Source organism: Virgibacillus necropolis (genome assembly GCF_044793635.1).
Classification (GTDB): Bacteria; Bacillota; Bacilli; order Bacillales; family Amphibacillaceae; genus Virgibacillus_F; species Virgibacillus_F necropolis_A.
The window spans coordinates 439,664-465,922 of sequence record NZ_CP084992.1; the positions used below are offsets into that span (position 1 = coordinate 439,664).

Here is a 26,259-nt window from a genome sequence, read left to right on the forward strand (position 1 = left end):
TTACTTTAATGACACCTTAACTTGCTTTATAATCTAAACGCAATCGGTCAGCAACCATTGCGATGAATTCTGAATTTGTAGGTTTAGCCTTTGAAATGCTTATTGTATAACCAAATAACTCGGATATGGAATCAATGTTCCCTCTGCTCCATGCAACTTCAATAGCATGGCGGATAGCACGTTCTACCCTTGATGCAGTTGTATTAAACTTTTTAGCGATGTCTGGATAGAGAACTTTCGTTATAGAGCCAAGTAATTCGATATCATTGTACACCATTGTTATCGCTTCACGTAAATACATATATCCTTTAATATGAGCCGGAACGCCAATCTCATGAATAATATTCGTAATGTTTGCTTCTAGGTCTTTCTTTTGTTTACCTTTTTTATTATTTATATTCCTTGTTTGTGATGGTTGAATATTTCTACCCTGTACCTGACGAATCTGATCTGCTAAATTATCTAAATCAAAAGGTTTTAATATGAAATATGATGCCCCTAAATCAACCGCCTTTTTCATCACTTCTTCTTGACCAAATGCAGTCAGCATGATTACATTTGGATACTTATCACGTTCAGAACCCCGCAATGATTGAAGTACAGCCAATCCGTCAATATGAGGCATAATTATATCTAAAACCAAAACGTCTGGTTCCATTTCATTAAGCATCTCTAAGCAATCTCTTCCATTATGTGCTGTACCAATTACCTCTATCTCTTCCTGTCCATCAAAATATTCCTCCATAACTTGAACTAATTCTCGATTATCATCAACTAAGCAAACTGAAATTTTTTTATCCACTTTTTTTCCTCCCTTATGTAATTCATTCCCACGCTATACTTTCGACATCAATTTTGAATAACCTTCTTTAAATTAAAAAAACTTTACTTTTTTTAAAAATATCTTTATTTTGCTTTAGTATTCTTGTGAATTCACTCCCATTCGATAAAATCTGACAGGCGTTTTAAATATTTGTCGAAAAATAATTTCATCTAAAAAAACTTGCATTAGATAAATTATCTAATGCAAGTTTTAGTTGTTAACTCGCCTTTTTTTGCCCTTCATAAATATTGATACCAGCTTCTTGTAACATCCACTCGATATGAACGCCATAACCAGAAGTAGGATCATTAACAAAAACGTGTGTTACTGCTCCTATAATTTTACCATTTTGAAGAATGGGGCTTCCGCTCATCCCCTGTACAATACCACCTGTTTTCTTTAATAACTCGGGATCGGTTATTTGAATAACCATACCCTTTGTTGCTGGAAACTTTTGAGGAACGCTACTAACAATTTCAACATCAAATTCCTCTATTTTTTCACCTTCAATTACTGTTAAAATTTTTGCAGGACCTTCTTCTACTTCATGAGATAATGCTACTGGCATTGGTTTATTATATTTGCCATTGTCCATTTTTTCCTTTAATTTTCCAAATATACCAAATGGACTATTCTTAGTAATCGTACCTATCTCATCAGCATCAACTGAAAATTTAGCTTGTTTCTCCCCAGGTGTGCCATTTGAACCCTTATCGATTGAGGTAACAGTTGAGTTTACAATAGCACCATTATAAATTTCAATTGGTTTTTGGGTGTCCATATCCGATATAACATGACCTAAAGCTCCATATCTTTTTGATTTAGGGTCATAAAATGTCATTGTTCCTATACCAGCGGCGGAATCTCTTATATAAAGGCCAATACGGTACTCATTTTCTTTTGCGTCCATGATAGGGGTGAGTTTAGTTTGTATTTTTTCATTCCCTCGTTTTATGGTTACATCTAATGATTCGTTTGCCTTACCCGCTTTTTCTACAAATGGTTTCACGTCTTGCATTTCCTTTATTTGCTCCCCATTAATTTTTAGGATTATATCACCAACTTTAATATTCGCTTCTTCCCCAGGTGATAATTTTTTGCTTGTTCCAGTAATACGATGATGACCCACAACGAGCACACCAACTGTATGCAACTGTACTCCAATTGACTGACCACCTGGAATTACTTTAAGATCTTCCAGAACACTTACATCAACCTTTTTTATCGGGATACCTGCAATTGAGTAAAAGAGTTGGTCTTCCCCAGCTGAAACTGTTTCAAAGTCATTGGAACTAACTGCCTGTACTGCTTCTTTTGTTGGTTCAATTTCAACTGAATTCCCCAGACTCGGAACTGCCATAGGTGAATCAGTGTTGAAGGTCACAATATTGTTGGGTATAGAAAGGTACTTTTGTATTGGGGTGTAAAAAGGCATTACAACTAGTGCGGCAAGAAGGAAAATTCCTATCCAAATTCGAACTTCATTTCTAAACTTCAATCATTCCACTCTCCTCAAGTTCCTAACCCAAATCTTTTGTCTGTACTTCTAATTTGACCGAACCAACCTGTTTTTAAACTGGTTAATATTAAGTAAACTTGTGTATCATTTCCTATTAATAATACGTATAATGACAAAGTACAGTTGCTTCCTGCAACATCAAAAATATAAATACAAAAATTACCTAAATAAAAAAACCAGACAACTTATTTTCTGGTTTTTGATTAATCTTATCCATTATATTTTTTGTTTGATCGAATCCGCTAAAATTAGCATCTCTTTTGCATGCTGTCTTGCTGTCTCGGTTAACTTAGCACCTGTGATCATTCTACTTAATTCATCAATTGTTTCATCCTTTGAAAGTTCCTTAACATAAGTAATCGTTCGGTTATCTTTTTCAACTTTTTCAATTAAATTATGCGTATCTGCCATTGCTGCAACTTGAGGTAAATGTGTAATACATAAAACTTGCGATTTTTCCGAAACATGACCTATTTTTTCTGCGATGGCCTGAGCAACACGTCCACTTACTCCAGTATCCACTTCATCAAAAATAACACTTGTAACACCCTGATGTTTCGCAAATATCTTTTTAAGCGCCAACATTATTCTGGAAAGCTCTCCACCAGAAGCAACCTTATTTAATTCTTTAAGTGGTTCACCTGGGTTAGTGGATATCAAGAATGTAATGAAATCAAATCCATTTTTATGTAACTTTAAAGGAGGAGGATTAATACCATTATCGGATTCCACATCCTCTTTGCTTGCAAATGCTATTGAAAAAGTAGCCTTTTCCAGATATAAATCTTTTAATTCGTAATGTATCTCTTTAGTTAAATCTCCTGCAGCTTTTTTTCTAATATCATGTAACTGTTTTGCTTCTAAATATGCATCTTGTTTAGTTTCGTCAATTTGATTTTCCAATTTATATAAATGGGAATCCTTGTTTGTTATTTCTTCGATTTCTTCTTGTATCTTTCCCATATAATCGATAATTTCATTAACTGTAGAACCATATTTCTTTTTTAATCGATTAATTTCATTTAATCTTGATTCGATTTCATTTAATCGATCAGGGTCATGCTGCAAAGTATCGCTATAATTACGTAAATCATAGGATAATTCTTCGACCATGTAATAATGATTCGCAAGTTCTTCAGCCTTTTTTGCCATAAACGGATCATAGTTCTTATTATCCTCTAAAGCCCGTAGTGACATACTTAACCATTCAATTCCTTTTTGTTCTCCATATAATGCATTATACGCATCCTGAAGTCCCACATAGATACGATCATAATTAGCTAAATTACTTCGTTCTTCCTCTAATGTATCATCCTCATTTGGGATTAAGTTGGCTTGTTCCAATTCTTCCATTTGGAATGTTAAAAGATCTAATCGATGAGCCACTTCCTGTTCGTTCTCACTAAGTTCTTTATATCTTTTTCGAAGTGTTTGTAATCGCTCATAGATCTGATGGTATGCAAGTTTTGCTTGATTGATCACTTCTGGATCATATAAATCGAGAAGATCAATATGGTTTTCAGGTTCCATTAAAGCTTGCGTTTCATGTTGACTATGTATGTCGATGAGTGTTCTTCCGAATTCTTTTAAAATGGCCAGGGTAACTAATTTTCCATTTACACGACAAATGCTTTTTCCACCTGAAGTAATCGTACGCTGTAATACAACCATATTATCTGAAATTTCGATTCCATAATTTCTTCCCACTTTATATATAGGATGCTTCCGGCTATCGATTGAAAACAAACCTTCTATTTCAGCTTTTTTTGTACCATGCCTTACAAATTCAACCGATCCACGTCCACCAGCCAATAACTGAACTGCATCTATGATAATTGATTTTCCAGCCCCAGTTTCACCTGTTAAGACAGTTAGACCTTCATGAAATGTTAAGGAAAGCTCATCAATTATTGCGAAATCATGAATAGATAGTTCTGTTAACATATCATCCGTCACCTCTTATTAATTGCATTACAACATGTTTAGAAAACGTTCTTTTACTATTACCGAATCTGTTTCATTTTTGCATATAATCATACATGTATCATCACCACATATAGTACCCATTATCTCCTGCCAATCCAAATGGTCAATTAAAACTCCTACTGCATGTGCGTTTCCAGGAAGTGTTTTTAACACGATAAAGTGATTTGCATGATCTATCTTAACAAATGCATCACGTATTAATCTTTTTAATTTGTCGGAAGGATTAAACCGGTGATCAGAGGGAAGGCTGTATTTATATTTTCCGCTTGGAGTTGGTACTTTAACTAAATGTAAATCATTTATATCACGTGAAACTGTTTTCTGTGTGATGTTAAAACCTATTTTTTTCAGTTCATCTACAAGTTCATCCTGTGTTTCGATTACATATTCCGTAATAAGTTCACGAATTTTAATTTGTCGCTGTGTTTTGCTCATGTTCATCCCCCAAGCATTTCAATATACTGGTGATTTATTGGTGTTTTTGTGCTTTAAAGTTTGCATGTGCTTGATCAATGACATCCATTAACAAGGTTGAATCAATCTGAATCCCTTTATCCTGATTTCCCCAGCCAAGATGAGCAAGAAATTCTATATTACCATCACCACCTGTTATTGGGGAAAATGTAAGTGCATGTAATTGATATCCTTCATTTAAAGCAAATTGCAATATACTTTCCAACACTTGGAAATGGACAGATTTATCTCTTACAATTCCTTTTTTTCCAACTTGTTCTCGTCCCGCCTCAAATTGGGGCTTAATCAATGCAACAATATCACTGTTTTCTGTTAGTAATTGCTTCAATACTGGCAATATTAATTTTAATGAAATAAATGAGACGTCTATAGTAGCTATGTTTGGATTCCCTTTTTGAAGCATGTCAAGGGTGACGTACCTGAAATTGGTCCGTTCCATAACTATAACGCGTTCATCATTTCTTAATTTCCAGTCTAATTGATTATAACCAACATCTATTGCGTAGCATTTTTCTGCACCATTTTGCAGGGCACAATCCGTAAATCCACCTGTTGATGAACCAACATCAATCATAATTTTGTTAGACATTTCAATGGTAAACAAACGTAGGGCTTTCTCAAGCTTTAAACCGCCTCTACCAACATAAGGAATTAATTTCCCTTTAACCGTTATTGGAATGTCCTCGTCCACTTTTACACCAGGTTTGTCCAATCGATTTTGTTCAGAAAATACAAGTCCTGCCATAATTGATCGCTTAGCTTTTTCACGCGTTTCCATTAAATTCCGTTCCACTAATAATACATCTAATCGCTTTTTGCCCATATTCATTAAATCCTTTACTGATTTATTTGATTTTGTTAGTTTGTTTCTCGTTTTTTGGTAGGATTTTTATTTTTAACTTACGTTCAATTAACGATACAGTTTTGCCTGCAAAAAAAATGATATTAGTGGATGCATTAATAGCAGCATATTTACCAATAGCTTTTCCGCCAACAGTAATCGCAGCAACTATACTGGTTAAAACTACAGACAAGGTAATTTGGGCAGTTGATCCTTCACTTTGGCCAAATATATCTGCAATTTGCAGAACTACGATGGCTGTCGCTGTACCACTAACAATTCCTGATATGTCACCAATAACATCATTACAAAAGCTCGCAAATTTATCGGCGTTGCGAATGATGATAACGGCTTCTTTTGCACCATGAACTTTCTCTGCTGCCATTGCATGAAATGGTTGCTCACTAGCGGCAGTAGAAGCTATGCCAAGCATATCAAATAATACTCCAATAGAGACAATAACTAGTACAATTAAAAGTCCAACAAACCATATCACATCACTTAATATGGAAGATGAAACAATTGTAAAAATAGCCGCTAACACAAAAGTGATAACGGCAATAGTAAAACTAAATTTCATAGATCGTTTTATTTGTGATTTCATTCTATACCTCAAACCTCTTTTATGTAAGCATGGAATGGTCATTTAAAAGGTAAAAACTGTGGCTTAGGTCCAGTAGGTTTTCCCAAATAAGTACCCCATGTTGCCAAAAGGGCGGTTCCCCTTTAAACCTATCTTAGCTTTGTCACCAAAAGCTAGACTGGATTACCACTTAGTCCACACTATAATCCCTTTTAAACGTCAATGAGAACAGTCTAGGAGATTTCCTCAGCAGCCTTTTTGGCGTTCCCTAGCCTCTTTTGCAGTGACGATTTCATAGAGATAAAAATTACACCCCAGCGGCCTACTGGGTTGTAACCTGTGACTCTAATCCCCTCAATCACCACTCAAGGCAGGCTACGCTGCTAGTAAGGTTTCCCACTCTTACTATGCAGGTTCATACCCCATTCCATAATGGTCCCTAGGCTTAGTTACCACGACAGATATGGGCCTCCGCGGTAATAGGGTCAACGCCCACATGCCTTTGTGGATCGCCCTAAAACCTTAACTCCCAGCACTGACCCAAGGCTGGGCGCCTCAAGCCAACACAAGGAACTTCATCGATGTGCCCTTTGGCGGATTTTTAGGCCCGCCTTCAGGAACGGAAGACCGACTAGAATACTGCACCATTCCATTTATAAATTAATTATAACATATTTAACGGTTATTTTCTATATTTGTCTGCTAGATTGGGCTTATCCTTTCTTTGCTTGAACGTTTGCCCAAGGACAACCGACTACACATTCCTATTAATGATTTCGTGTACTAAAATAGTCTGTAAGCATCATTAAATAAGAGTCGGTTGCATTAGCATTATGCAATGCTTTTTTAGCAAGTTGAACATATTTTTCTTTCTGTTCAACAGCACCTTGATTTCCTAATAATTTGGGATATGTACTCTTATTATTATCTTCGTCACTTCCGACAGGTTTCCCAATCACTTCTTGATTACCTGTCACATCCAATATGTCATCCTGTACTTGAAAAATCAGACCCAGATAGTATGCAAATTGATCTAAATGTTCTAATTGTTTTTCTGTTGCATTTCCTATATATGCTCCTGATTTTATTGCAAATTTAATTAATTCTCCAGTTTTCAGTGCATGGATTCTTTCTAATTGTTCTAATGCTACTTTTTTATTTTCAGCTTCCATATCCAGCAATTGACCTGCAACCATTCCTCTTGGCCCACTCGCCTTAGATAACTCGCGTATAAGAAATACTTTTTGTTTATCTGTTAAATATGAATCTGTTGCTAACAACTCAAAACTATAAGTTAAAAGTGCATCTCCAGCCAAAATCGCTGTAGCTTCATCAAAAACAATATGATTCGTTGGTTTCCCTCTTCTTATATCATCATCATCCATTGCCGGTAAGTCATCATGTATAAGCGAATAGGTATGGATCATTTCCAGTGCAATTGCAGGTGCGATTATGTTGCGCTTATCGTCACCATACGTATCAAAGCTTGCAATCAACAATATTGGTCTAAGCTTTTTCCCACCAGCTTCAATCGAATAAAGCATTGACTCTTTCAAATTTTGAGGAATGTCTATTTGATTTAGAGCATTATATAATTCTTGTTGGATAAATCGTTTATTTTCATCTAAAAAAGAATTCAACGTTGCCTGCACGGTTACTCTTCCTCCTGTAAGTCAAAAGGTTTTAATTCTCCCTGTTCATTCATGATCTTTGTCATTTTTTCCTGAACATTTATTAACTTGTCATTACATACTTTAGATAGCTTCATACCATCTTGGTAATAATTTATAGCCTTTTCTAATGGGACATCCCCTTCTTCTAACTGTTCGACAATCTTTTCCAGTTCCACCATTGCTTCTTCAAAGGAAAGTTCATTCTCGTTCATTCGTCTCATCCTCCCTTATATCCTCTACTCGGCATGCTAATATTTCGTTTAATAGTTTGACTTGTATAAGATCATTTTTACTCGTTTGTGATCCTGACTTGATAATCTTCCCTTTTTGATCATAAGGAATCGCATATCCACGTTTCATAATTTCCAATGGATTTAACAAAGATAGTTTATCCATCATATTCACAATATGAGTTGATTTTTGCTCGGTAATTTGCACCATAAGATAGTGGATTTGTTTTTGTAACTGATGAATTTGTTTGTTCATGTTTTCGATCTGACGTCTCGGATGTTGGCTTACTAGCCGTTTATTTGCGTTCAGTAACGTCTCATCCTTTTTCTTAATCGTAAAATGAAGTGCTTTATTCAAACGCTCTACCAATTTGTCCAATTCTTGCTCTTTTTGGTTTACAAGCTGCTCTGGATACTTGAAAGCATAGGATTGGTTTAAACGTTTGACCTGCTGTGATGATGTACGATACATACTGGTAATCATACGTGTAAGGGTTCGATCAATGTTCATTAATTTTTCTTTTATTTCGATTTGGGATGGTACTGCTAACTCTGCAGCACTTGTAGGTGTGGGAGCACGCAAATCGGAAATAAAATCACTAATGGTTGTATCGGTTTCATGACCAACTGCTGAAATGATTGGGATTACTGATTGAAAAATAGCCTGTGCTACTTTTTCTTCGTTAAAGCTCCACAATTCCTCAATGGATCCCCCACCACGACCAACAATTAATATATCAATATCAGCGCGTTTATTAGCTTCCTGGATTCCATTGACGATTGAATCAGCTGCATTTACTCCTTGTACAAGTACCGGTATAACTGTTAGATCAACAATGGGATACCTACGTTTTATGGTTGTAATAATATCACGCACAGCTGCACCCGTTGGAGAAGTGATGACACCTATATGTCGTGGATATACAGGTATATTCTTTTTATGGTTTTGATCAAAATAGCCTTGTTTTGCTAATTTATCCTTTAATTGTTCGAACGCTAGATAAAGTGCCCCTATACCATCTGGTTCCATTTGCTGAATGTATAACTGGTATTGCCCATACGGTTCAAAAACACCCACATCACCTGAAATTAAAACCTTCATCCCATTTTCCGGAGTGAATTTTAATGACCGATTATTTCCTGCAAACATCACAGACTGTATTCTTGTCTGATCATCTTTAATTGTTAAGTACATATGACCACGACTATGAAGTTTAAAATTAGAAATTTCGCCTCTTACAAACACTCGGTTTAAATGTGGATCCGTATCAAATTTTCGTTTAATATACTTCGTGAGTGCTGTTACAGTAAGATATTGTTCGGTCACTGTAATTTCAGTCCTTTTGCGGCTTTAATTGTATTTTGAAGGAGCATCGTAATTGTCATAGGGCCGACTCCTTTAGGAACAGGAGTTATATATGACGCTACTTCTTTTGCTTCTTCAAATTCAACGTCACCAGTTAACGATCCATTATCTAATCGATTGACGCCAACATCAATAACAGCTGCACCTGGCTTTATGAAATCAGCACTAATCACATTTGCTTTTCCAATTGCTACAATTAATATGTCTGCCATTTTAGTGAATTTCTTTAAATCTTTTGTTTTTGAGTGGCAATATGTAACAGTGGCGCTTTCGTTTAATAAAAGCTGTCCAACTGGTTTACCAACAATGTTACTTCGTCCGATTATTACAACATGTTGGCCGGCAATAGGTATATTTTTCGATTTAAGCATGGTAACTATACCAAAAGGTGTACATGGTAGAAATGTATCTTTTCCAGCCATCATTCGTCCAATGTTTACTGGATGAAATCCATCAACATCCTTTTTAGGATCAATATGTTCAATTACTTTTTGTTCAGCTATATGCTCTGGCAAGGGTAGTTGTACTAAAATTCCATGGACTGCAGAACTATTGTTTAAAGTTGAAATAGTATCAAGTAGCTCTTTTTCACTGGTAGACTCAGGCAGTTCAATAATCTCAGAAGAAATACCTGTTGCTGCACTTGCCTTTTTCTTTCCATTAACATATGACCTAGATGCTGGGTCATTGCCAACTAGTACTACAGTTAAGTGTGGAACTAATCCTTTCTTACTTAATTCAGTTACTTCATTTTTCATATTATCTTTTATTTGTTGAGCTAAATCTTTACCGTTAATTATTTCAGCAACCAATTCATTTACCCCCGTTTAAGCTATGATTTTTGATAACACACCATTAACAAACTTTCCGGATTTTTCATCTCCGTATTTGTTAGCCAAATCAACTGCTTCATTAATAGAAACATTCGTTGGAATATCCTCAAGATATTTAATTTCATAAGTAGCTATACGTAAAATTGTTTTCTCTACAGATGCGATCCGCTGAATTGTCCAATTTTCTAAGTGAGTTGAAATAAAATCATCAACGTTTTCCTTCTGTTCAACTACACCGTGTACAAGACTCTCTAGAAATGAATCAGTTTCTTCTGTTTCTTTGTGATTAGCTAATGCTTGAATTGGATCCTGTTCATTCAAATCTATTTGAAAGAGGATCTGAAATGCCTTTTCTCTTGCTGTATGCCGTTTCATCATTCATTACTCCTTTAATCATATCTCTACAAATAATAACACGAACACCAGACCAATGCTAGACAGAAAAGCTCAGCCGACTGTTCAGAAGCGGACGCATAAGCAAGGGACCGTAAAACGCCTGGAATGAAGTTCAACTAAGGTCGCCACGTCCTGTGGCAACGTCGAACTACCCTACATCCTGTAGGGCAGTAGTGTCAATTGCTTATGACGGCAGCTTCTAGGAGGCGCAGCTAGACAGAAAAGTGAAGCCGACTGTTTAAAGAAATCAGACATAGAAAAACGGCCAAGAAGGTTTCTCTTAGCCGTTTTAAAGTTATTCACCTTTTTCGTCTGTGCTATCTTTACCATCCATCTGTATTCCAACCACATGAACATTAATTTCAGCAATTTCTAGCGCTGTCATACTTTTTAGAGTTTGCCGTATATTCGTTTGGAGTTCTTGTGCTACTTGAGGTATTGACACACCAAAGTCTAAAACAACAAATAAATCAATCAAGATGCCTGTTTCTGTTAGATCAACTTTGACACCTTTACTATGTGATTTTTTACCAAAACGTTCAACTACTCCAGAGGCAAAGTTGCCACGCATAGAGGATATACCATCAACCTCTGATGCTGAAATACCTGTTATTATTTCAATAACCTCTGGTGCTATTTCTACTGTTCCTAAACTAGTATCCTCACTTACATTTAACAAAGGCTGTTCACTCATCGTAACACTCCCTTATTCATCTTTTTCAAGAATAGGATTCTCTTCTAAAAACTTCGTGTTGAAATCTCCATTTTCAAACACCTCATGTTCCATAATTAAACGATGGAACGGGATTGTAGTATGAACACCTTCAACTACAAATTCATCTAATGCACGTTTCATACTATTGATTGCATCTTTTCTGGTTTTACCATACGTAATTAATTTCGCAATCATTGAATCATAATATGGCGGAATAGAATATCCAGGATATGCAGCTGAATCAATCCGTACTCCTAAACCACCTGGTGGTAGGTACATTTCAATTCTCCCAGGTGATGGCATGAAATTCTTAAATGGGTTTTCTGCATTTATACGACATTCAATTGCCCAACCTTCAAATTCAACATCCGTTTGGGTAAAAGTTAATTTTTCATTATTAGCTACTCTAATCTGCTCTTTAATTAAATCAATTCCTGTTACCATTTCAGTAACGGGATGCTCCACTTGTATACGTGTATTCATTTCCATAAAATAAAATGATTTACTTGTACGATCAAAAATATATTCAATCGTTCCAGCACCCACATAATCAACAGCTTTAGCTGCTTTTACAGATGCTTCTCCCATTTTCTTACGAATATCTTCAGTCAGTGCAGGTGATGGGGACTCCTCAATCAGCTTTTGTAGTCTACGCTGAATCGTACAATCGCGTTCCCCTAAATGAACAACATTCCCATGCTGATCAGCAAGGATTTGTATTTCGACATGGCGGAAATCTTCAATAAACTTCTCCATGTATACGCCTGGGTTACCAAAAGCTGTTTCCGCTTCTTTTTGTGTTACCCGAATACCTTTTAACAGCTCTTCCTGATCTCTAGCTACTCGGATACCTTTCCCGCCACCGCCAGCGGTAGCCTTTATAATTACAGGATATCCTATTTCATCTGCAATCTTTTTAGCTTCTTCTTCATTTTCAATAATGCCATCTGATCCAGGTACGATAGGAACATTGGCTGCTTTCATTGTTTCTCTAGCAACATCTTTAATACCCATTTTTTGGATAGATTGTGCAGATGGTCCTACAAATATGATATTGCAGGCTTTACAGATCTCTGCAAAGTCAGCATTTTCTGCCAAAAATCCGTACCCTGGGTGAATTGCATCTACCTCTGTTGAAGTTGCAAGACTTATGATATTCGTAAAGTTTAAGTAACTATCTTTACTCGCGGTTGGCCCGATACAATAAGCTTCATCTGCTAGTTGTACGTGTAACGAATCTTTATCCGCTTCTGAGTAAACTGCTACTGTTTCAATGTCCATTTCTTTACAAGCACGTATTATTCGTACTGCTATTTCTCCCCTGTTAGCAATTAACAGTTTTTTTATCACTTGTTCCATCCCCTTATTTAGCCTTTACTCTAAATAGTGGTTGACCATATTCAACTAATTCTCCATCTTCCACTAAAATCTCTACTATCTCTCCTGCTACTTCTGCTTCGATCTCATTAAATAATTTCATTGCTTCTACAATACAAACTACCGTATCGTTCTTCACTTTACTTCCGGTTTGTACGTAAGGGTCTCTTTCAGGTGATTCAGCACTATATAATGTTCCTACCATAGGTGACACAATTTCAAAATCATAATCTGTTGCTGTTTTCTCTGCTGTCGGAACAGAAACTTCTGTTTGTTCTACCTTAGCAACTTGTTCAGTTACTTCCTGCACCTGTTTCGGTTGTTCAGTATTTTCAACTTTATGCGTTGGTGCTTGAACAATTTCCCCATCAGCAGTTTTCTTCATAGAAACCTTTGCACCATCTAGTTCATAGGTGAATTCATTAATAGATGATTGATCAATTAGTTTAATTATTTCACGAATTTCTTGTACTTTTAACATGCTTGGCACTCCTTCTTCTCATTTAAAAATACGAACAGGTACTAATAACTCCTCTTAACATTTTACGCTAAACCATATAAAAACTTCAACCCATTACTGGAATCATTACATAAAACGTTTTCATAAGTGTTATTATATCAATTATAGTAATTGTTTGCGAATAGTTTACCATAAAATTAAAATGACTCCAGTTTTTAGACTGGAGTCATTTTAAAGGATTATTTCTTAGGTAGCTGATTTAAATTCAACTATAACCGGGATACTACCAAATTCATCTTTAACCTTTTGCATGATTTGCACGGTTTCTTGTTTTGATAATTCATCTGTTGATTTTACATGTACTTGTACTTGCTTACCATCAGATTTTACTAACACATCCTGGTATTCCGTAGCGCCCAGGATTGATTCCTCAAGTACAGATTCTTTCATTGCTAATTTATCCAATACATCCATTTCATTAAGAGCTTCGTTTTTCTCCTCTGTAGACGCCGAGCTTGAAGCTACTACATCCTGCAGTCTGTCTTTTATCTCACTACGTGTATTCTCTATCTCCATACGAATCGATGTGAATAATTGATCTTGTCCGTCATTTGAAATATCAACTTGTGCTTCATCCTTTGCACCCTCAGTAGTTACTACCTCGTCGTCTGATTCCGTATCATTAATAAATGCTTGATCCCCCATTTCTGGTGAAGTAATGTAGTAAACACTTAAAACAATCATCAAGCTGAGCATTGTCAATAACCATACAGTTTGTTTTTTTAACATAAATTAATCTCCCCTAACTTTTTGACATTACTGAAACTCTATGTGTTGGAACATCTAGCACTTTCGAAACAGCTTCTACAACCCATTTTTTAACCGTTGCATGGTCAACACCTTTTGCTATTACAAAGACCCCTCTAACCTCAGGCTTTTTTGTTTGTATTAAGAGAGGTACTTCTTTATCACCCTGTCGTACGAGCACTACTTGAGACTCTTTGGTATAGTCTTCAATTTCACGTGTACCACCATTCTTGTCAGTTTCATCTGTAGTTTGTTTACCTGTTATAAGGTTCTTCTCGTAAACTTTTATCTTAGTTGAATCAAGGTTTACCATGATTTCAACCTCTGAAACCCCTTTAATTTTATCCAATAGATCCTGTAACTCTTTTTCATAACTTGCTTCCAAATCTTTCACATTCGAAGTGGTGGATTTCTTTTCACTAAAAGTAGGCTTCGTTTCTTCTTGCTGCGTGACAACTGTGTTACCAATTGTTGGATTTTCATTAGATTCTGTTGATGAATTAGAAAAGACATTTCCGATGATGAGTAATAATAATCCGGTTATTCCAATTACAATTAAATATTTACTCTTTTTAACGGGAGCCTTTTTTGTTGATTCCCCTTCTGGATTTTGAAAATATTTTTTTATAAACTCTTTCAAGATGTCCCCCCTTTCCAGATGACAGTTACTTTTTTATTTTCAACTTCCCATATGTCTCGTAAAAGGTTTTCTACTTCTTTTAAATCTGGGCTATCCTTCGTACTTTCTGGAGTGTCTGAGTTGATAACCACTTCGTCGACAATGTCTACATCCTCCTCACTTTCTTCTGCGTGATTTATATAAACAATGACTTCCTCTAAATCTTCATACGTTGATCCTTTTTCTGATGCGAATGAAAGTTCCATGTCTGTTATAGCTACTTGATAGGATTCTAGTAAAGGGGTCTTAGCAAGATCTATTAGTGGGACAGCCATTTGTTCTTCAATATATGCAAGTTGTTTGTCTTGTATTTCATTTTTTTTAAATTCTATTAAACTTTCTATATCTTTATCATTTGTATTAAAGCTCTCAAGCCTTTCATACGTTGCAGTTAAAGCGCTTTTGACATCTATATGAAATAAATAAAAAATAGGCTTTAAAAAAATTAAGATTAAGATTAACGCTACTACTAATTTTATATATTTTTTCATGGATGTTGCAGGAATGAGTAATTCTACAACCGTTGCAAGTAGCATAAATACGATTATTTGTGTGATCCAATTTATGATGGCATCCATGTATAGCCCCCTTATCGCAGCATTAACGTGATATTTCCAGCCACCACCAGGATTACGATTGCAAGGAAGAACATTAGTGTAACGGCTATTAACGAAGCTAAAATATACATGATGTGTTTACTTATCACATTTAAGCTAGTAATGATTGGTCCATCTCCTAAAGGCTGTAATACGGCTGCAGCTATTTTATAGATAAAAGCAATTGCAAATATTTTTAGTGCTGGAAATAAAGCAATCAACACAATTACTATTAATCCAACGATCCCAACTGAATTTTTGAGTAATAAAGATGCACTTAGAATGGTATCTGCTGCATCCGTGAAGGTTCTACCTACAATAGGAATAAAGTTTCCAGTGATAAACTTCGCAGTCTTCATGGCAACCCCATCTTGTATTGCGCTGGCAGCCCCCTGAACAGATAAAACACCTAAGAATATTGTTAGAAAAACTCCCAACACACCCAAGCTAAGTGATTTGAGTAAACTCGCCAAGTGCGTGACCTTGTAGCTCTCAGTTAGGCTGCTGACAATCAGTAACAATGCTGATAAAAACAACAACGGTAAAACAAAATTAGAAACTAGCACCCCACTAGCAAAGATTAAAAAAACTATTATTGGATGAAAAAAAGATACGGTAATCAGACTTCCAAATGTTGCCATTAAACCTAGAATTAAAGGTAGTAGAGCAATTAAAAAACTACTCATGGCATCGATGGCATCCTTTGTGTAGGAAAAAACTAAATAAAAGCTATTGATCGCAATAAAAAGCAATACAAGATAAACCGTGAAATAGGCTATTTTACTGACCACACTTCGTTCAAAAGCTGTATGCATAGTCTGTAGTAAAACGGAAAAAAGTGTTAGCATCAATAACATGCCTAAGAGTTTTCCGTTTACTATAATTTCATGAAATAAATATTCCACTAAACCTAGAAGTGTGTTCTTCACAGAAAATGAGCCATTGTTTTTAACAAACTCATATAAACTTGATTTTTCTAAGGCTGGTAAATAACCACCATAATCCCCGATTAATTTATTCCAATGATGCTGTATCTCTTCAAGTGACACCTTGTCCAATACATCTCTTTCAATATCAGTAATAGAGGTGGTTTTGGATGCTGATACTGGACCTGCAAAGGATAAAACCATGATAACGGCTAAAGTAATTACTATAAATTTAGAACATCTCATCCATCTATTACTACTCCCTTCCTTGATCTCTATGTCACTGGTAAAAAATTCAATATTGCTTCTATGACAGCTGAAATGATTGGTACTGCTAATATCAAAATAAATACTTTCCCGGCAAGCTCAATCTTGGAGGCAATGGATGAAAGACCAGCATCTCTGGTAATATTTGCACCTATTTCAGCGATATATGCAATCCCGATGATTTTAAGTATTGTCTCCATATAAATACCGTCAATAGAAGCTTTTTCTCCAAGAGACTCAATTAATTTTAGTACGGAACCAATTTGTGTAATAACTACGGATAAAATAACGATTCCAGTAAGAATGAGTAAAAGGTAAGCAATGGATGCATGCTGATCTTTTAAAATAATAAACAGCAGGCTTGATATAATTCCTAACGTAACGATTTGTAATATGTCCATTTTATCTATCCTTGAAAGAGGAATACGGATTTAATTTGTTGAAATAGATCTGCTAAACCATTAACAACCATTATGAGAACAATAATGAAACCAACCAGTGTGGCAAACTGAGCAATTTCTTCTTTTCCCATTTGCTTTAAAATGGTGTGTATTAAGGCAACTATAATTCCGATTCCAGCTATTTGAAATAATATGGATGCATCCGTAAGCATTGATGTACCCCTTTCCTTTCTATATGAGAAGAAGGACAATAAATAAACCACATAACAGACCTAAACTTTTGGCCATTTTACTATATTTAAACTCGTTATCTCGCGCTTCTTCTAATTCCCGGTCTAAATGGTGTACGGCTAATTGGATATGCTTTTGTTGTTGATCAAAATCATGTTGACCAAGAGTTCTACCAAATTGTTTTAAAATTTCTTTTTCGTTTTTACCAATTGCAGTAGTTTGTTTAAGTTCATTTACATGATGACTCCAGACACTATACAAGTCGGTCTTATTTTCATCTAAGTTATGTGCTAGCTTCTGAAAAAAAGCCCCCGTCGGATTTGGCAATTGTTTCGCAATACTATCAAATGCATCTTTAAGCGGTAACTGACTATATAAGATTTCAGCTTCTAATATTTGTAAAGCATTCTTAAACTGGCGAATGAGCTTTGGGCGCTCACGTAACCTATTGCTTATTTCAAATCCTATCCAAGATGTGCTACCTATGAATAGAAGTGCTCCTATCCACGCCATGCGAAAAGCTCCTCTTTTTTTGTAAAATATTGATACCGTTTTGATCATAAATAGATTTAACAAATCCAGGTTGTTGTTGTTTTTCTAAAAGAACAAAACGCTTAAATACATCTTGTTGAAACAGTTGCTGAAGCGATGGTCGTTTCTTAATTTCTTGAAGTGTTTGTCCATGAACGGAACAAATCACAACCACTCCAGCTAGAATAGCTTCCATTAACGCTTGTACATCTTTATCACTACCAATTTCATCAACGACAAGTACATCTGGCGACATGGAGCGAATCATCATCATCATTCCTTCAGCTTTAGGACAAGCATCCATTAAATCTGTTCTTATCCCTACATTATGTTGAGGAACACCCTTAATAGAACCACCTATTTCCGAACGTTCATCAATTACGGCCACCTTTTTGGCAGGAATATCCTTCCACCCGGTAGCAATTAAACGAACAACGTCTCGTATTAATGTTGTTTTTCCTGTTTGAGGTGATCCAATGAAAAGTGTATTCATGTATTGTTCCTTATAAAGATAAGGGATTATAGGCGAGGCCACATTTAGCTTTTGTTTGGCGATTCTAATATTAAAGAATGTAATGTGTTGGATAGCTTTGACTGTTCCACCTAATGTGTTTACTTTTCCAGCAAGGCCAACTCGATGTCCTCCTTCAATCGTTATATAACCCTCCCGAAGCTCGTCCTCCATTCGGTATAAGGAAAAATGACTTAACTGATTCAGCACAAAAATACCATCCTGACTATCGGGAATATCATGATAGATCCACTCAATTTTTGTACCATAGATTAACTCGATTGGTTGGTTAAGACGAAAACGAATTTCTTGTAACTCACTCCATCGATTTTGCACCTTTCGTTGAATAGCTTCTTTAATACTGTCTGGGAATAATCGTAATATCTCGTCCATAAACTAATCACCTTACTATCGTTTATAGTATTTATATGTTCATGAATGATAGATATGACAATTTACATATGAAGAAAAAGATCAGATTTGTATTTATCAGAATTATGTTATATGTTAAACTTATATTTACACTTATATATACAAGCTTCTAGGAGGTACTATGAGAAATTTAAGAAATGTAATTGTAATTCTATTGCTAGCAATTTTAGTTATAGGGTGTAGCCCTAAAGCCGAAACTTCAGATTCTAAGGAGTCATCCGATACATCTAAAACATCTGAAGAATCCACTTCAGAAGATCCATTACAAAGTTTAATGAGTAAGAATGCTGAGGTAAAAGAAAAATGGAGAAATCTACCCCAAGAGTTTCAAAAGAGGGTAACCGTTCCACAAATGAATACGATTCCTTTTGTAGTCGATGCTGTTGATGTTTTTACATTAGCTACAGGGGTACTCCCACCTGGGGTTAAAACCAACTTCGATATTATATTGAAGTCAAAAAATAGTTTCCCAAGAATTCACATTACAGCTTTTGATGTAGATGGACAAAAACCATTATTTGGGGCAAATGCTGAGAAGGTAAAATTAGAAAGCGGTGTACAAGGTTATTATTCTACAGAAGAATCAGAAACAGAACTAAGCTGGGTGACGGTCGATGAGAAGATTCAATATACTGTGAGGTATAAACCTGAAAAAAGCGGGAAAGCCATTACAGAGGAAAAAATTAGTAAAATAGCAAATTCAATGATTAAACAAATAAAACAATAGTAAACAAACTAAAAGAGCAGCCCAAGTTGGACTGCTCTTTTAGTTTTACTTATTTGCTCTTGAAACATATTTCCCATCCGAAGTACTGATAACTAATACCTCACCATTATTGATGAAAAATGGCACTTGCACAGTAATGCCTGTTTCAAGGGTTGCAGATTTTGTACCGCCACTCGCTGTGTCACCTTTGATTCCAGGCTCTGTTTCTGTAACTTCTAATTCAACATTATTAGGAAGGGAAACACCAAGAATCTCTTCTCCATGGGCGATTATATTTACTTCCATGTTTTCTTTCATAAACTTTAATTCATTTTCAATTTGCTCTTGTTGTAATTCGATTTGTTCGTACGTATTTGAGTCCATAAATGCATGCATATCACCAGATGCATACAGGTACTGCATTTTTTTATTTTCAATATGTGCTTTCTCAACCTTTTCTCCACCACGAAATGTTTTTTCTTGAATATTTCCGTTACGTAAGTTTCGTAACTTTGAGCGGACAAATGCTGCACCTTTTCCTGGCTTAACATGTTGGAAATCCATAACTTGCCATAGACCATTATCAACTTCTATAGTCAGGCCTGTTTTAAAATCATTAACTGAAATCATTCCATAAATCCTCCTTTTTGCAAACCGTTACTTACAACTGTATTAGTTCTTTAGAAGCTTGAGTTAAACGCTCATGACCAGATTCTGTAACCAGCACGTCATCTTCAATTCTGCATCCACCTACATTTTGAATATAAATGCCTGGTTCAACAGTAACAACCATACCTGCTTCTAGTGTTGTTTCCGATTTAACCGATAATCCTGGCCCTTCATGTACTTCTAATCCAACACCATGTCCAGTTGAATGGCCGAAGTATTTACCATAGCCTTTTTCGGTAATATAATCTCGAGTTAGTGCATCAGCTTGTACTCCTGTAATACCGGGTTTAATTCCTTCAACACCTTTTAATTGTGCAGTAAGTACGGTGTTGTATATTGTTTTTAGTTCATCACTTATCTCGCCGACTGCAACCGTACGAGTTGTGTCAGAGCAATACCCTTGATAGAGGGCACCATAATCCAAAGTAACAAGTTCTCCACTTTCAATTTTTTTATCAGATGCTACACCATGTGGAAGTGCAGAACGATAGCCTGATGCAACGATAATATCAAAGCTTGAGGAAGTAGCGCCTTGTTTACGCATGAAAAATTCCAACTCATTTGAAACATCTATTTCTTTAACCCCTGGCTTTATAAAGCTTTGAATATGTTCAAAAGCATCATCAGCAATTTTCGCGGCAGCTTTTAAAATAGTTAGCTCTTCACTAGTTTTGATTAAACGAAGTTTCTCTACAATCCCACTAACAGGTATTAATTCCTTATCAATTGTTTTGTTATAGAGTTCATATGTAGCATATGTCATATGGGTCTTTTCAAAACCAACACGTGAAACGTTTAATTCGTTTAATTGATTGCTAATTTCCTCAATTATGCTTTTTTTATGTTCGACAACTGTAAATTCAGTTGCTTGTTCGTTAGCTTGTTCCGTGTATCTAAAATCAGTAATAAAACGAGTGTCTTTCAAACTGATAATTGCTACACCAGCTGTGCCGGTAAAACCAGTTATGTATCTTCTATTATAAGGATTTGTAATAATAATTGCATCTAAATTATTTGTAGATAATGATGCTCTTAATTTTTCTATTTTACTCATTTCATCCATTCCTTTCTATTCTTTTTCAATAAGTGCCATTGCAGCTAATTTATAGCCTTTTATTCCTAACCCCACTATTTGACCATAACAAACCGGAGCAAGCAATGATTTACTTCTGAATTCTTCACGGCGGTGAACATTTGAAATATGTACTTCAATAACCGGGGGTTCTATCGCCTTAATGGTATCACGAAGCGCTACACTTGTATGCGTATATGCAGCGGGGTTAAAAATAACACCCGTAAATTGACCGTTTGCATCTTGTAATTTGTCAATTAATTCCCCTTCATGATTCGATTGAAAACATTCTAATTCATAGCCACATTCTTTTGTTAGACGTTCTATGGATTCCTCAATATCCGCTAATGAGAAATCACCATATACATCATTTTCACGATTCCCCAACATATTTAAGTTTGGACCATTTAGCAACAATAGACGTTTCATAAGAATCATACCCCTTACATCATAAACATTGGACTTTTTTTAGTTTATCATAAACATAATATTTTATCATTTATGTTTTATACAAATATATACAAATGGCGCATTTAAGTACATTATTTATTACTAAAAAAAATATAATATTGTCCAATAAATCACAATTGGGGCTAAGAAACTTTCTCAAATTTATATAACTGGGAAACTATGGTGAAATAACATTGAATTAATTTACAAATAATATTAATATTAAAAAAACAATCAAATTATATAGAAATATTTGATTTATAATGGACGATAACAAAAAGAGTCAGGCTACAATGGGGGTTACGTTATGTTTATGCGAATAGTAAGGATGTTTTCTTTCTATTTAATTGGAATTGTAGGTATTTTAAGTATCTGTATTACGCCGTTAATTTTATACAGTGATATCTGGAACCCGATTAGAATAGTTGATCTAATCTATCGCTTTATCGAGAAACTATTTAATCCTGAAACTTGGCTATATTCTCTACCGTGGACAATAAATGTGGTTAAAGTGCCGTTGCTTGAGGTACTTTGGGGGCCTTATGTTTATTCCATGCAAATTCTAATAGCAGCGGTACTTATTGGGCTTTCAATGGCATTCATCTTAGCAATAACAGCTAACTTCTTCCCTAAGGTAATCCTTAATCCAGTTAAACGAGTTCTCGACTTCTTAGAATCTGTCCCCGATATTGTAATTGCAATTGGATTACAAATGCTCTCTGTTTATGTTTATAAAACATTTGCTGTTGATATCTTTCGTGTCGCGACATTAGGCGAAGAACGAGCATACCTGGCACCAATTATTACACTTTCGATTCTTCCGATGGTTTCAATGTTCAAAATTTTACTGCTTATGATAGAAGAAGAACTATTAAAGGATTATGTACATTTCCTGCGAAGCAAAGGAATTAAGAAACTTAGAATTATTACTAGGCATGTCCTGAAAAATATTATGCCAAGTTCTTTTCAACATATGAAAATCATTATTTGGGCAACCTTATCAAGCCAGTTTGTTATTGAACGTCTGTATAATATAAATGGGTTTACTTACTTTCTAGTGGAAAATTTAGTACCAATTAATAGTGCTATTTCACTGTTTATGATCTTTACGCCATTTTACTTTTTCTTTCAAATCATCGAACTTTGGATAAATCCAGATGAATTACATACATACTCTATTGAAAAAAAGAAACGATGGTGGAATAAGTGGCAACCTGTTGAAATTGACGGATGGATAAAACGAAAAGGGAGTAATATTTTATTTTGGTTTAAACAATTGAGTATACGAAAAATGCGATTTTGGCGCCCGGTCCTATCGTTTTTTATAACGTTTTTAAAACACCTGAAAAACCGGAAATTTGTTGTAGGTAGTTTATTTTTTATCATTCTCATTAGCTTTAGCTTGTACTATTCCATTACAGCAGATAATCATATTGAGCAAGTGAAGTTTTTATTTGCCGATGATGGTACGTTAATAAGTGCTCCACCGCACAAACCAACAGAGCCATTTCTGCTAGGTTCTGATCGTCATGGTTACAGTTTATTCGACCAAATAGTAGTCGGGGCAAAGTACACCTTGATTGTAGGGCTAATAATTGCGTTGCTAAGAGTTCTCTTCGGTCTAGTGTTTGGTGTTATCTATGCATTCGGATTAAAGTCAAGAACACAACAATGGATTAGTAAGATGGTTGATTCGATTCATTTTGTTCCACTAAGCGTAATCGCATATATATTATTAAGCATGATTGTTTTTGGAGCTAGAACTGAATTTGCAACTACAGTAACCCAGCGAATAGTGGTAGAGGTAATTATATTAACCATATTGGTTGTACCACTTACAACTGTATTAGCCGGTAAAGATATAATCCAGGTACTGGAAAATGAATTTACTTTAAGTGCAAAGGTGCTTGGTGGGAGCAAGTTCCATATATTCTGGCGTCACGTTGTACCACATATTGGACCACGGATGACTATTTTATTTGGGCAACAATTTATTCAGGTACTGCTTATTTTTATGCATCTAGGAGTTTATAACCTGTTTCTAGGAGGCACGATTGTTGAGACTGGTCCTATGGCAGCCCCGCCCCAATCGATAACATACGATTGGTCTAGCTTAATTGCGATGAATAGGTATGCATTTAAAGCTGGAGAATATCATTTACTTGGCTGGGTATTGTTAGCGTTTATGCTATCTATTTTTGCAATGCAGTTAATCATTCAGGGCGTAAAAGAGGTACAGCAAGTGAAGGTTGGTGTTATCTTTAAGCTTGGGAAATGGAAGCAGCGGAAGAACAGAGCAACTAGACAAGAAGAGCCTGTCTTAACACATGAGCAATTTCAGCTGATTGAATCAGAGCAAGAGCAAGAACATCGTAAAAAAGCATAAGTAAGGCACCTGTTTTGAGCATATTTAATTTCGGAAAATCCACCTCACATAATTTTATGATTTCCTAATGACAGAAAAAAACAGCCGTCTATACAGCTGTTTTATCCATTTTCTTTTTTCAGTTTGTTTCCACGTATAACCGTATCCTGATAATCATAAGAAATGGAATAGCCGATAAAAGTTCCATATATAATGAAAAGACATAAAGTGGAAATAATCGTATTTTTATCATAATCATTCAATGGTGGTATGTTTGGAAAAATTGGTTGGAGTAAGTAGAATACGATTCCCCATAAAACAATACCAAACGATGCGCCAATCCACATTGAATTCATTTTTTTTAATAAACCGTAATATATTAATGCAACTACAATGGATATAACCCCTATTAACCCAATTGAAATTACATCACCCAACCATTCACTCGTCCATTCTGCATTCAACCATGATCGTAGTAAAAATGATGTTGGTCCAACAGATGAGAAGTTAAAATAATACAGAATAATCCCAAATGTGCTCCAAATAAGCCCTCCAATAAAACCTGTTAACAATGATCTACTCAATAAGGAGTAAGACTTTTCTTGTTTATTTTGTTCTAGCTTCTCATTTTTTTCCATAAACATGCACCTCCATCCTTAGTATGACCAATTCCAATCAAACATATCATGTATATTATTAGGAATTTGTAAGAAAATTAATAAACATAGCTAGTGAATAAATAGGTTTTCTAGTAAAATGGAGTTGATAGGTCGACAAAGTTTTAGTACAGAGTTTAAAGAAATGTAATAGTATTGAATATTTTGAGCTAGAAAGGAAAGAATCTATTGTAGCAAGACGTTTCGAACGATTCTTTCTTCTAATGGGGTAGTAGCATCAGGATTTTAAAGTCATTCTTTACAAAAATATTTAGAAAATGATGCTATAAAACCAGTTAAAAGTGGTATAAAGAATAATAAGGTACTATAAATTGCCCGTTAATTTGAAAGGAGGACAAAAGATGTTTCGTAACAAATTTTCTGTATTTCTATATGTGATCCTAGGTCTTGCTGGAATTGGTTTACTTACACAGTTATTTACCAATACCGTTAATTTCCTAACGAACATAATGATTATGCTTGGGATTGGTCTAGCGATTTTCGCGGTTATCTATGTTTTCTTTTTCAGGAGAAGGGCATCATCGAATGATATGAAGAAATACAAAAACGCAGTTAAACAGTCGAAGTCAAAATATGCTTCCAATAATTATAATGCTATTTCAAGTAATACGAAGAAAAAGCAATCTCCACAAAATAAAAGAAAAACGAAACGTGCCACACATTTACGCGTAATTGATGGAAATAAACGAAAAAAACGAGCAACTTTTTAAAATGCTCGTTTTTTTGTTTATGAATTTATCTTTATGGCCAGCTTGCCAAAAAATCAGTAGCACTCTTTTCCCCTAATTCAATTAATCGCTTTTTCACATTATCATCAATATGAAAATTAGTTGTTTCCACATGTTTGATTGGGATAAAAATCGTATTTTTTTGATGTGAAGTCGAGACGTATCTTATATCATGTGCCTGTTTCATTGTCGTGAACATTGCATGAGACATGTCAACAACGTTTTTAATCTTCTTTGGCTCCGTATTTTCTACATCATCACTAAGCTTTATCCCTAAAACTGGACGAATATTCCGTTCATTCGGTTTATCAAAAATCCATAACGGATAATTGCTTAAAAGACCACCATCTACTACAATACTTTTTTTCGCTGTTTTACCAGCTATTCTCTTAGGCATAAAAAAATATGGATAACCCGCACTCATTCTAATAGCCTTTGCAATTGAGAAATGATCAGGATCTATACCATATACTCGTTCTAAGTCATCTGGGATTACAACTAGTTTACCAAGTGAGAGATCACTAACTACTATCCGTAAATAACCCGGCTTTATATCACGAAACGTATAAACCTTCTTTGCAGCAAGACGATTGTAAATCCATTCTTCCAGTCGGTCTCCTTTATTAAATCCCAACTTATAATACAGATAGTACCACTTACTTAGGGGTATCACCTTACTTAGTCGAGGAGGATCCATAAATTCATTTAATTTCACATTATAGATCGTATCGTTTAATTCATTTAATGAATAATTGGCTGCAAGTAATCCCGCTACTATTGCACCTGCAGATGTACCGGCAACTCGTTCTAGTTCGAGATTCTTGGCTTTCATACTTTGTAATGCGCCTAAAAATGCAAAAGACTTCACCCCACCACCCGAGAACACAACGTCAATTTTCATTGGTCAACTCCTTATGGTGTCTTTTTACATATTT

Annotated in this window: 30 protein-coding genes; 3 read left to right on the forward strand and 27 right to left on the reverse strand. The window is 35.3% G+C overall.

Annotated features, from left to right (window positions below; translation table 11 throughout):
• Nucleotides 1-16: 16 nt before the first annotated feature.
• The 22 genes from spo0A to spoIIIAA all read right to left on the reverse strand — a co-directional run bounded on the left by spo0A (nucleotide 17) and on the right by spoIIIAA (nucleotide 18,618).
• Nucleotides 17-745 (reverse strand): sporulation transcription factor Spo0A, encoded by a 729-nt coding sequence (spo0A, locus tag LG329_RS02230; protein WP_404456375.1) that lies wholly within the window; start codon nucleotides 743-745, stop codon nucleotides 17-19.
• Nucleotides 746-1,040: 295 nt separating this feature from the next.
• Complete coding sequence (gene spoIVB, locus LG329_RS02235; RefSeq protein WP_404456377.1) at nucleotides 1,041-2,258, reverse strand: SpoIVB peptidase; 1,218 nt, start codon at nucleotides 2,256-2,258, stop codon at nucleotides 1,041-1,043.
• A 300-nt stretch (nucleotides 2,259-2,558) separates the two neighbouring features.
• Nucleotides 2,559-4,286, reverse strand: a complete 1,728-nt coding sequence (recN, locus tag LG329_RS02240) for a DNA repair protein RecN (protein WP_404452963.1) — start codon at nucleotides 4,284-4,286, stop codon at nucleotides 2,559-2,561.
• 27 nt (nucleotides 4,287-4,313) lie between these two features.
• Entirely contained in the window at nucleotides 4,314-4,763 is a 450-nt protein-coding gene (gene ahrC / locus LG329_RS02245; RefSeq protein ID WP_404452964.1) for a transcriptional regulator AhrC/ArgR, read from the reverse strand.
• Nucleotides 4,764-4,797: 34 nt separating this feature from the next.
• Nucleotides 4,798-5,625 carry a TlyA family RNA methyltransferase gene (locus LG329_RS02250; RefSeq protein WP_404452965.1) on the reverse strand — a complete coding sequence of 276 codons (828 nt, stop codon included), beginning with the start codon at nucleotides 5,623-5,625 and terminating at the stop codon, nucleotides 4,798-4,800.
• A 22-nt stretch (nucleotides 5,626-5,647) separates the two neighbouring features.
• Nucleotides 5,648-6,247 (reverse strand): hypothetical protein, encoded by a 600-nt coding sequence (locus tag LG329_RS02255; RefSeq protein ID WP_404452966.1) that lies wholly within the window; start codon nucleotides 6,245-6,247, stop codon nucleotides 5,648-5,650.
• 746 nt (nucleotides 6,248-6,993) lie between these two features.
• On the reverse strand, nucleotides 6,994-7,878 hold the full coding sequence (locus LG329_RS02260; protein WP_404452967.1) for a polyprenyl synthetase family protein: 885 nt from the start codon (nucleotides 7,876-7,878) through the stop codon (nucleotides 6,994-6,996).
• Between the two features lie 2 nt (nucleotides 7,879-7,880).
• A complete protein-coding gene (locus tag LG329_RS02265) occupies nucleotides 7,881-8,111 on the reverse strand; it encodes an exodeoxyribonuclease VII small subunit (protein ID WP_404452968.1) in 231 nt (76 codons plus the stop codon).
• Nucleotides 8,098-9,456: an exodeoxyribonuclease VII large subunit gene (gene xseA, locus LG329_RS02270; RefSeq protein ID WP_404452969.1), complete on the reverse strand. Its 1,359-nt coding sequence runs from the start codon at nucleotides 9,454-9,456 to the stop codon at nucleotides 8,098-8,100. Before xseA ends, LG329_RS02265 begins: the two co-directional genes overlap by 14 nt.
• Nucleotides 9,453-10,307 carry a bifunctional methylenetetrahydrofolate dehydrogenase/methenyltetrahydrofolate cyclohydrolase FolD gene (folD, locus tag LG329_RS02275; protein ID WP_404452970.1) on the reverse strand — a complete coding sequence of 285 codons (855 nt, stop codon included), beginning with the start codon at nucleotides 10,305-10,307 and terminating at the stop codon, nucleotides 9,453-9,455. The genes xseA and folD overlap by 4 nt, the downstream gene beginning before the upstream one ends.
• A gap of 15 nt (nucleotides 10,308-10,322) precedes the next feature.
• Entirely contained in the window at nucleotides 10,323-10,703 is a 381-nt protein-coding gene (gene nusB / locus LG329_RS02280; RefSeq protein ID WP_404452971.1) for a transcription antitermination factor NusB, read from the reverse strand.
• A 316-nt stretch (nucleotides 10,704-11,019) separates the two neighbouring features.
• Complete coding sequence (locus LG329_RS02285; protein WP_404452972.1) at nucleotides 11,020-11,418, reverse strand: Asp23/Gls24 family envelope stress response protein; 399 nt, start codon at nucleotides 11,416-11,418, stop codon at nucleotides 11,020-11,022.
• 12 nt (nucleotides 11,419-11,430) lie between these two features.
• Nucleotides 11,431-12,789, reverse strand: coding sequence for an acetyl-CoA carboxylase biotin carboxylase subunit (gene accC / locus LG329_RS02290; protein ID WP_404452973.1), 1,359 nt, complete (start codon nucleotides 12,787-12,789; stop codon nucleotides 11,431-11,433).
• A gap of 13 nt (nucleotides 12,790-12,802) precedes the next feature.
• The gene (gene accB, locus LG329_RS02295; protein ID WP_404452974.1) at nucleotides 12,803-13,297 is read right to left on the reverse strand and encodes an acetyl-CoA carboxylase biotin carboxyl carrier protein; all 495 of its coding nucleotides are present in this window, start codon (nucleotides 13,295-13,297) and stop codon (nucleotides 12,803-12,805) included.
• Between the two features lie 225 nt (nucleotides 13,298-13,522).
• On the reverse strand, nucleotides 13,523-14,065 hold the full coding sequence (locus LG329_RS02300) for a SpoIIIAH-like family protein (protein WP_404452975.1): 543 nt from the start codon (nucleotides 14,063-14,065) through the stop codon (nucleotides 13,523-13,525).
• A gap of 13 nt (nucleotides 14,066-14,078) precedes the next feature.
• Nucleotides 14,079-14,723 carry a stage III sporulation protein AG gene (gene spoIIIAG / locus LG329_RS02305; RefSeq protein ID WP_404452976.1) on the reverse strand — a complete coding sequence of 215 codons (645 nt, stop codon included), beginning with the start codon at nucleotides 14,721-14,723 and terminating at the stop codon, nucleotides 14,079-14,081.
• Nucleotides 14,720-15,340, reverse strand: coding sequence for a stage III sporulation protein AF (spoIIIAF, locus tag LG329_RS02310; protein ID WP_404452977.1), 621 nt, complete (start codon nucleotides 15,338-15,340; stop codon nucleotides 14,720-14,722). Before spoIIIAF ends, spoIIIAG begins: the two co-directional genes overlap by 4 nt.
• Before the next feature lie 11 nt (nucleotides 15,341-15,351).
• A complete protein-coding gene (spoIIIAE, locus tag LG329_RS02315; protein ID WP_404452978.1) occupies nucleotides 15,352-16,530 on the reverse strand; it encodes a stage III sporulation protein AE in 1,179 nt (392 codons plus the stop codon).
• Nucleotides 16,531-16,559: 29 nt separating this feature from the next.
• Nucleotides 16,560-16,952, reverse strand: a complete 393-nt coding sequence (gene spoIIIAD, locus LG329_RS02320; protein WP_404452979.1) for a stage III sporulation protein AD — start codon at nucleotides 16,950-16,952, stop codon at nucleotides 16,560-16,562.
• A 5-nt stretch (nucleotides 16,953-16,957) separates the two neighbouring features.
• Complete coding sequence (gene spoIIIAC, locus LG329_RS02325; protein ID WP_404452980.1) at nucleotides 16,958-17,164, reverse strand: stage III sporulation protein AC; 207 nt, start codon at nucleotides 17,162-17,164, stop codon at nucleotides 16,958-16,960.
• Between the two features lie 19 nt (nucleotides 17,165-17,183).
• Nucleotides 17,184-17,696 carry a stage III sporulation protein SpoIIIAB gene (gene spoIIIAB, locus LG329_RS02330; RefSeq protein WP_404452981.1) on the reverse strand — a complete coding sequence of 171 codons (513 nt, stop codon included), beginning with the start codon at nucleotides 17,694-17,696 and terminating at the stop codon, nucleotides 17,184-17,186.
• Nucleotides 17,662-18,618 (reverse strand): stage III sporulation protein AA, encoded by a 957-nt coding sequence (spoIIIAA, locus tag LG329_RS02335; RefSeq protein WP_404452982.1) that lies wholly within the window; start codon nucleotides 18,616-18,618, stop codon nucleotides 17,662-17,664. Before spoIIIAA ends, spoIIIAB begins: the two co-directional genes overlap by 35 nt.
• Before the next feature lie 160 nt (nucleotides 18,619-18,778).
• Between spoIIIAA and LG329_RS02340 the strand changes: the two genes are divergently transcribed.
• Entirely contained in the window at nucleotides 18,779-19,384 is a 606-nt protein-coding gene (locus LG329_RS02340) for a hypothetical protein (RefSeq protein ID WP_404452983.1), read from the forward strand.
• A 45-nt stretch (nucleotides 19,385-19,429) separates the two neighbouring features.
• On the opposite strand, the gene efp is transcribed toward LG329_RS02340, so the two are convergent.
• The 3 genes from efp to aroQ are packed head-to-tail and all read right to left on the reverse strand — an operon-like array spanning nucleotide 19,430 to nucleotide 21,533.
• Nucleotides 19,430-19,993 (reverse strand): elongation factor P, encoded by a 564-nt coding sequence (gene efp / locus LG329_RS02345; protein ID WP_404452984.1) that lies wholly within the window; start codon nucleotides 19,991-19,993, stop codon nucleotides 19,430-19,432.
• Between the two features lie 31 nt (nucleotides 19,994-20,024).
• Nucleotides 20,025-21,086: a M24 family metallopeptidase gene (locus tag LG329_RS02350; RefSeq protein WP_404452985.1), complete on the reverse strand. Its 1,062-nt coding sequence runs from the start codon at nucleotides 21,084-21,086 to the stop codon at nucleotides 20,025-20,027.
• Nucleotides 21,087-21,101: 15 nt separating this feature from the next.
• Entirely contained in the window at nucleotides 21,102-21,533 is a 432-nt protein-coding gene (aroQ, locus tag LG329_RS02355; RefSeq protein ID WP_404452986.1) for a type II 3-dehydroquinate dehydratase, read from the reverse strand.
• Between the two features lie 328 nt (nucleotides 21,534-21,861).
• Here aroQ and LG329_RS02360 point away from each other — a divergent pair, with 328 nt between their 5' ends.
• The gene (locus LG329_RS02360) at nucleotides 21,862-23,940 is read left to right on the forward strand and encodes an ABC transporter permease subunit (RefSeq protein WP_404452987.1); all 2,079 of its coding nucleotides are present in this window, start codon (nucleotides 21,862-21,864) and stop codon (nucleotides 23,938-23,940) included.
• 101 nt (nucleotides 23,941-24,041) lie between these two features.
• Here LG329_RS02360 and LG329_RS02365 read toward each other — a convergent pair whose 3' ends face one another.
• Complete coding sequence (locus LG329_RS02365; RefSeq protein ID WP_404452988.1) at nucleotides 24,042-24,557, reverse strand: YqhR family membrane protein; 516 nt, start codon at nucleotides 24,555-24,557, stop codon at nucleotides 24,042-24,044.
• 380 nt (nucleotides 24,558-24,937) lie between these two features.
• Between LG329_RS02365 and LG329_RS02370 the strand changes: the two genes are divergently transcribed.
• Nucleotides 24,938-25,306, forward strand: coding sequence for an SA1362 family protein (locus tag LG329_RS02370; protein WP_404452989.1), 369 nt, complete (start codon nucleotides 24,938-24,940; stop codon nucleotides 25,304-25,306).
• A 31-nt stretch (nucleotides 25,307-25,337) separates the two neighbouring features.
• On the opposite strand, the gene LG329_RS02375 is transcribed toward LG329_RS02370, so the two are convergent.
• Nucleotides 25,338-26,225 (reverse strand): patatin-like phospholipase family protein, encoded by an 888-nt coding sequence (locus LG329_RS02375; RefSeq protein ID WP_404452990.1) that lies wholly within the window; start codon nucleotides 26,223-26,225, stop codon nucleotides 25,338-25,340.
• Nucleotides 26,226-26,259: the final 34 nt, after the last annotated feature.

Excerpts from the sequence above, each read along its gene's own strand:
- ahrC (WP_404452964.1), bottom strand. The coding sequence starts at position 4,763 with ATGAGCAAAACACAGCGACAAATTAAAATTCGTGAACTTATTACGGAA.
- recN (WP_404452963.1), bottom strand. The coding sequence starts at position 4,286 with ATGTTAACAGAACTATCTATTCATGATTTCGCAATAATTGATGAGCTT.
- spoIIIAA (WP_404452982.1), bottom strand. The coding sequence starts at position 18,618 with ATGGACGAGATATTACGATTATTCCCAGACAGTATTAAAGAAGCTATT.
- nusB (WP_404452971.1), bottom strand. The coding sequence starts at position 10,703 with ATGAAACGGCATACAGCAAGAGAAAAGGCATTTCAGATCCTCTTTCAA.
- LG329_RS02285 (WP_404452972.1), bottom strand. The coding sequence starts at position 11,418 with ATGAGTGAACAGCCTTTGTTAAATGTAAGTGAGGATACTAGTTTAGGA.
- LG329_RS02265 (WP_404452968.1), bottom strand. The coding sequence starts at position 8,111 with ATGAACGAGAATGAACTTTCCTTTGAAGAAGCAATGGTGGAACTGGAA.
- LG329_RS02360 (WP_404452987.1), top strand. The coding sequence starts at position 21,862 with ATGTTTATGCGAATAGTAAGGATGTTTTCTTTCTATTTAATTGGAATT.
- LG329_RS02340 (WP_404452983.1), top strand. The coding sequence starts at position 18,779 with ATGAGAAATTTAAGAAATGTAATTGTAATTCTATTGCTAGCAATTTTA.
- spoIIIAE (WP_404452978.1), bottom strand. The coding sequence starts at position 16,530 with ATGAGATGTTCTAAATTTATAGTAATTACTTTAGCCGTTATCATGGTT.
- LG329_RS02250 (WP_404452965.1), bottom strand. The coding sequence starts at position 5,625 with ATGGGCAAAAAGCGATTAGATGTATTATTAGTGGAACGGAATTTAATG.
- LG329_RS02365 (WP_404452988.1), bottom strand. The coding sequence starts at position 24,557 with ATGGAAAAAAATGAGAAGCTAGAACAAAATAAACAAGAAAAGTCTTAC.
- LG329_RS02255 (WP_404452966.1), bottom strand. The coding sequence starts at position 6,247 with ATGAAATCACAAATAAAACGATCTATGAAATTTAGTTTTACTATTGCC.
- spoIIIAC (WP_404452980.1), bottom strand. The coding sequence starts at position 17,164 with ATGCTTACGGATGCATCCATATTATTTCAAATAGCTGGAATCGGAATT.
- accB (WP_404452974.1), bottom strand. The coding sequence starts at position 13,297 with ATGTTAAAAGTACAAGAAATTCGTGAAATAATTAAACTAATTGATCAA.
- LG329_RS02300 (WP_404452975.1), bottom strand. The coding sequence starts at position 14,065 with ATGTTAAAAAAACAAACTGTATGGTTATTGACAATGCTCAGCTTGATG.
- LG329_RS02375 (WP_404452990.1), bottom strand. The coding sequence starts at position 26,225 with ATGAAAATTGACGTTGTGTTCTCGGGTGGTGGGGTGAAGTCTTTTGCA.
- LG329_RS02370 (WP_404452989.1), top strand. The coding sequence starts at position 24,938 with ATGTTTCGTAACAAATTTTCTGTATTTCTATATGTGATCCTAGGTCTT.
- spoIIIAF (WP_404452977.1), bottom strand. The coding sequence starts at position 15,340 with ATGGATGCCATCATAAATTGGATCACACAAATAATCGTATTTATGCTA.
- spoIIIAD (WP_404452979.1), bottom strand. The coding sequence starts at position 16,952 with ATGGACATATTACAAATCGTTACGTTAGGAATTATATCAAGCCTGCTG.
- efp (WP_404452984.1), bottom strand. The coding sequence starts at position 19,993 with ATGATTTCAGTTAATGATTTTAAAACAGGCCTGACTATAGAAGTTGAT.
- spoIVB (WP_404456377.1), bottom strand. The coding sequence starts at position 2,258 with ATGCCTTTTTACACCCCAATACAAAAGTACCTTTCTATACCCAACAAT.
- spoIIIAB (WP_404452981.1), bottom strand. The coding sequence starts at position 17,696 with ATGGCGTGGATAGGAGCACTTCTATTCATAGGTAGCACATCTTGGATA.
- spo0A (WP_404456375.1), bottom strand. The coding sequence starts at position 745 with ATGGAGGAATATTTTGATGGACAGGAAGAGATAGAGGTAATTGGTACA.
- LG329_RS02350 (WP_404452985.1), bottom strand. The coding sequence starts at position 21,086 with ATGAGTAAAATAGAAAAATTAAGAGCATCATTATCTACAAATAATTTA.
- aroQ (WP_404452986.1), bottom strand. The coding sequence starts at position 21,533 with ATGAAACGTCTATTGTTGCTAAATGGTCCAAACTTAAATATGTTGGGG.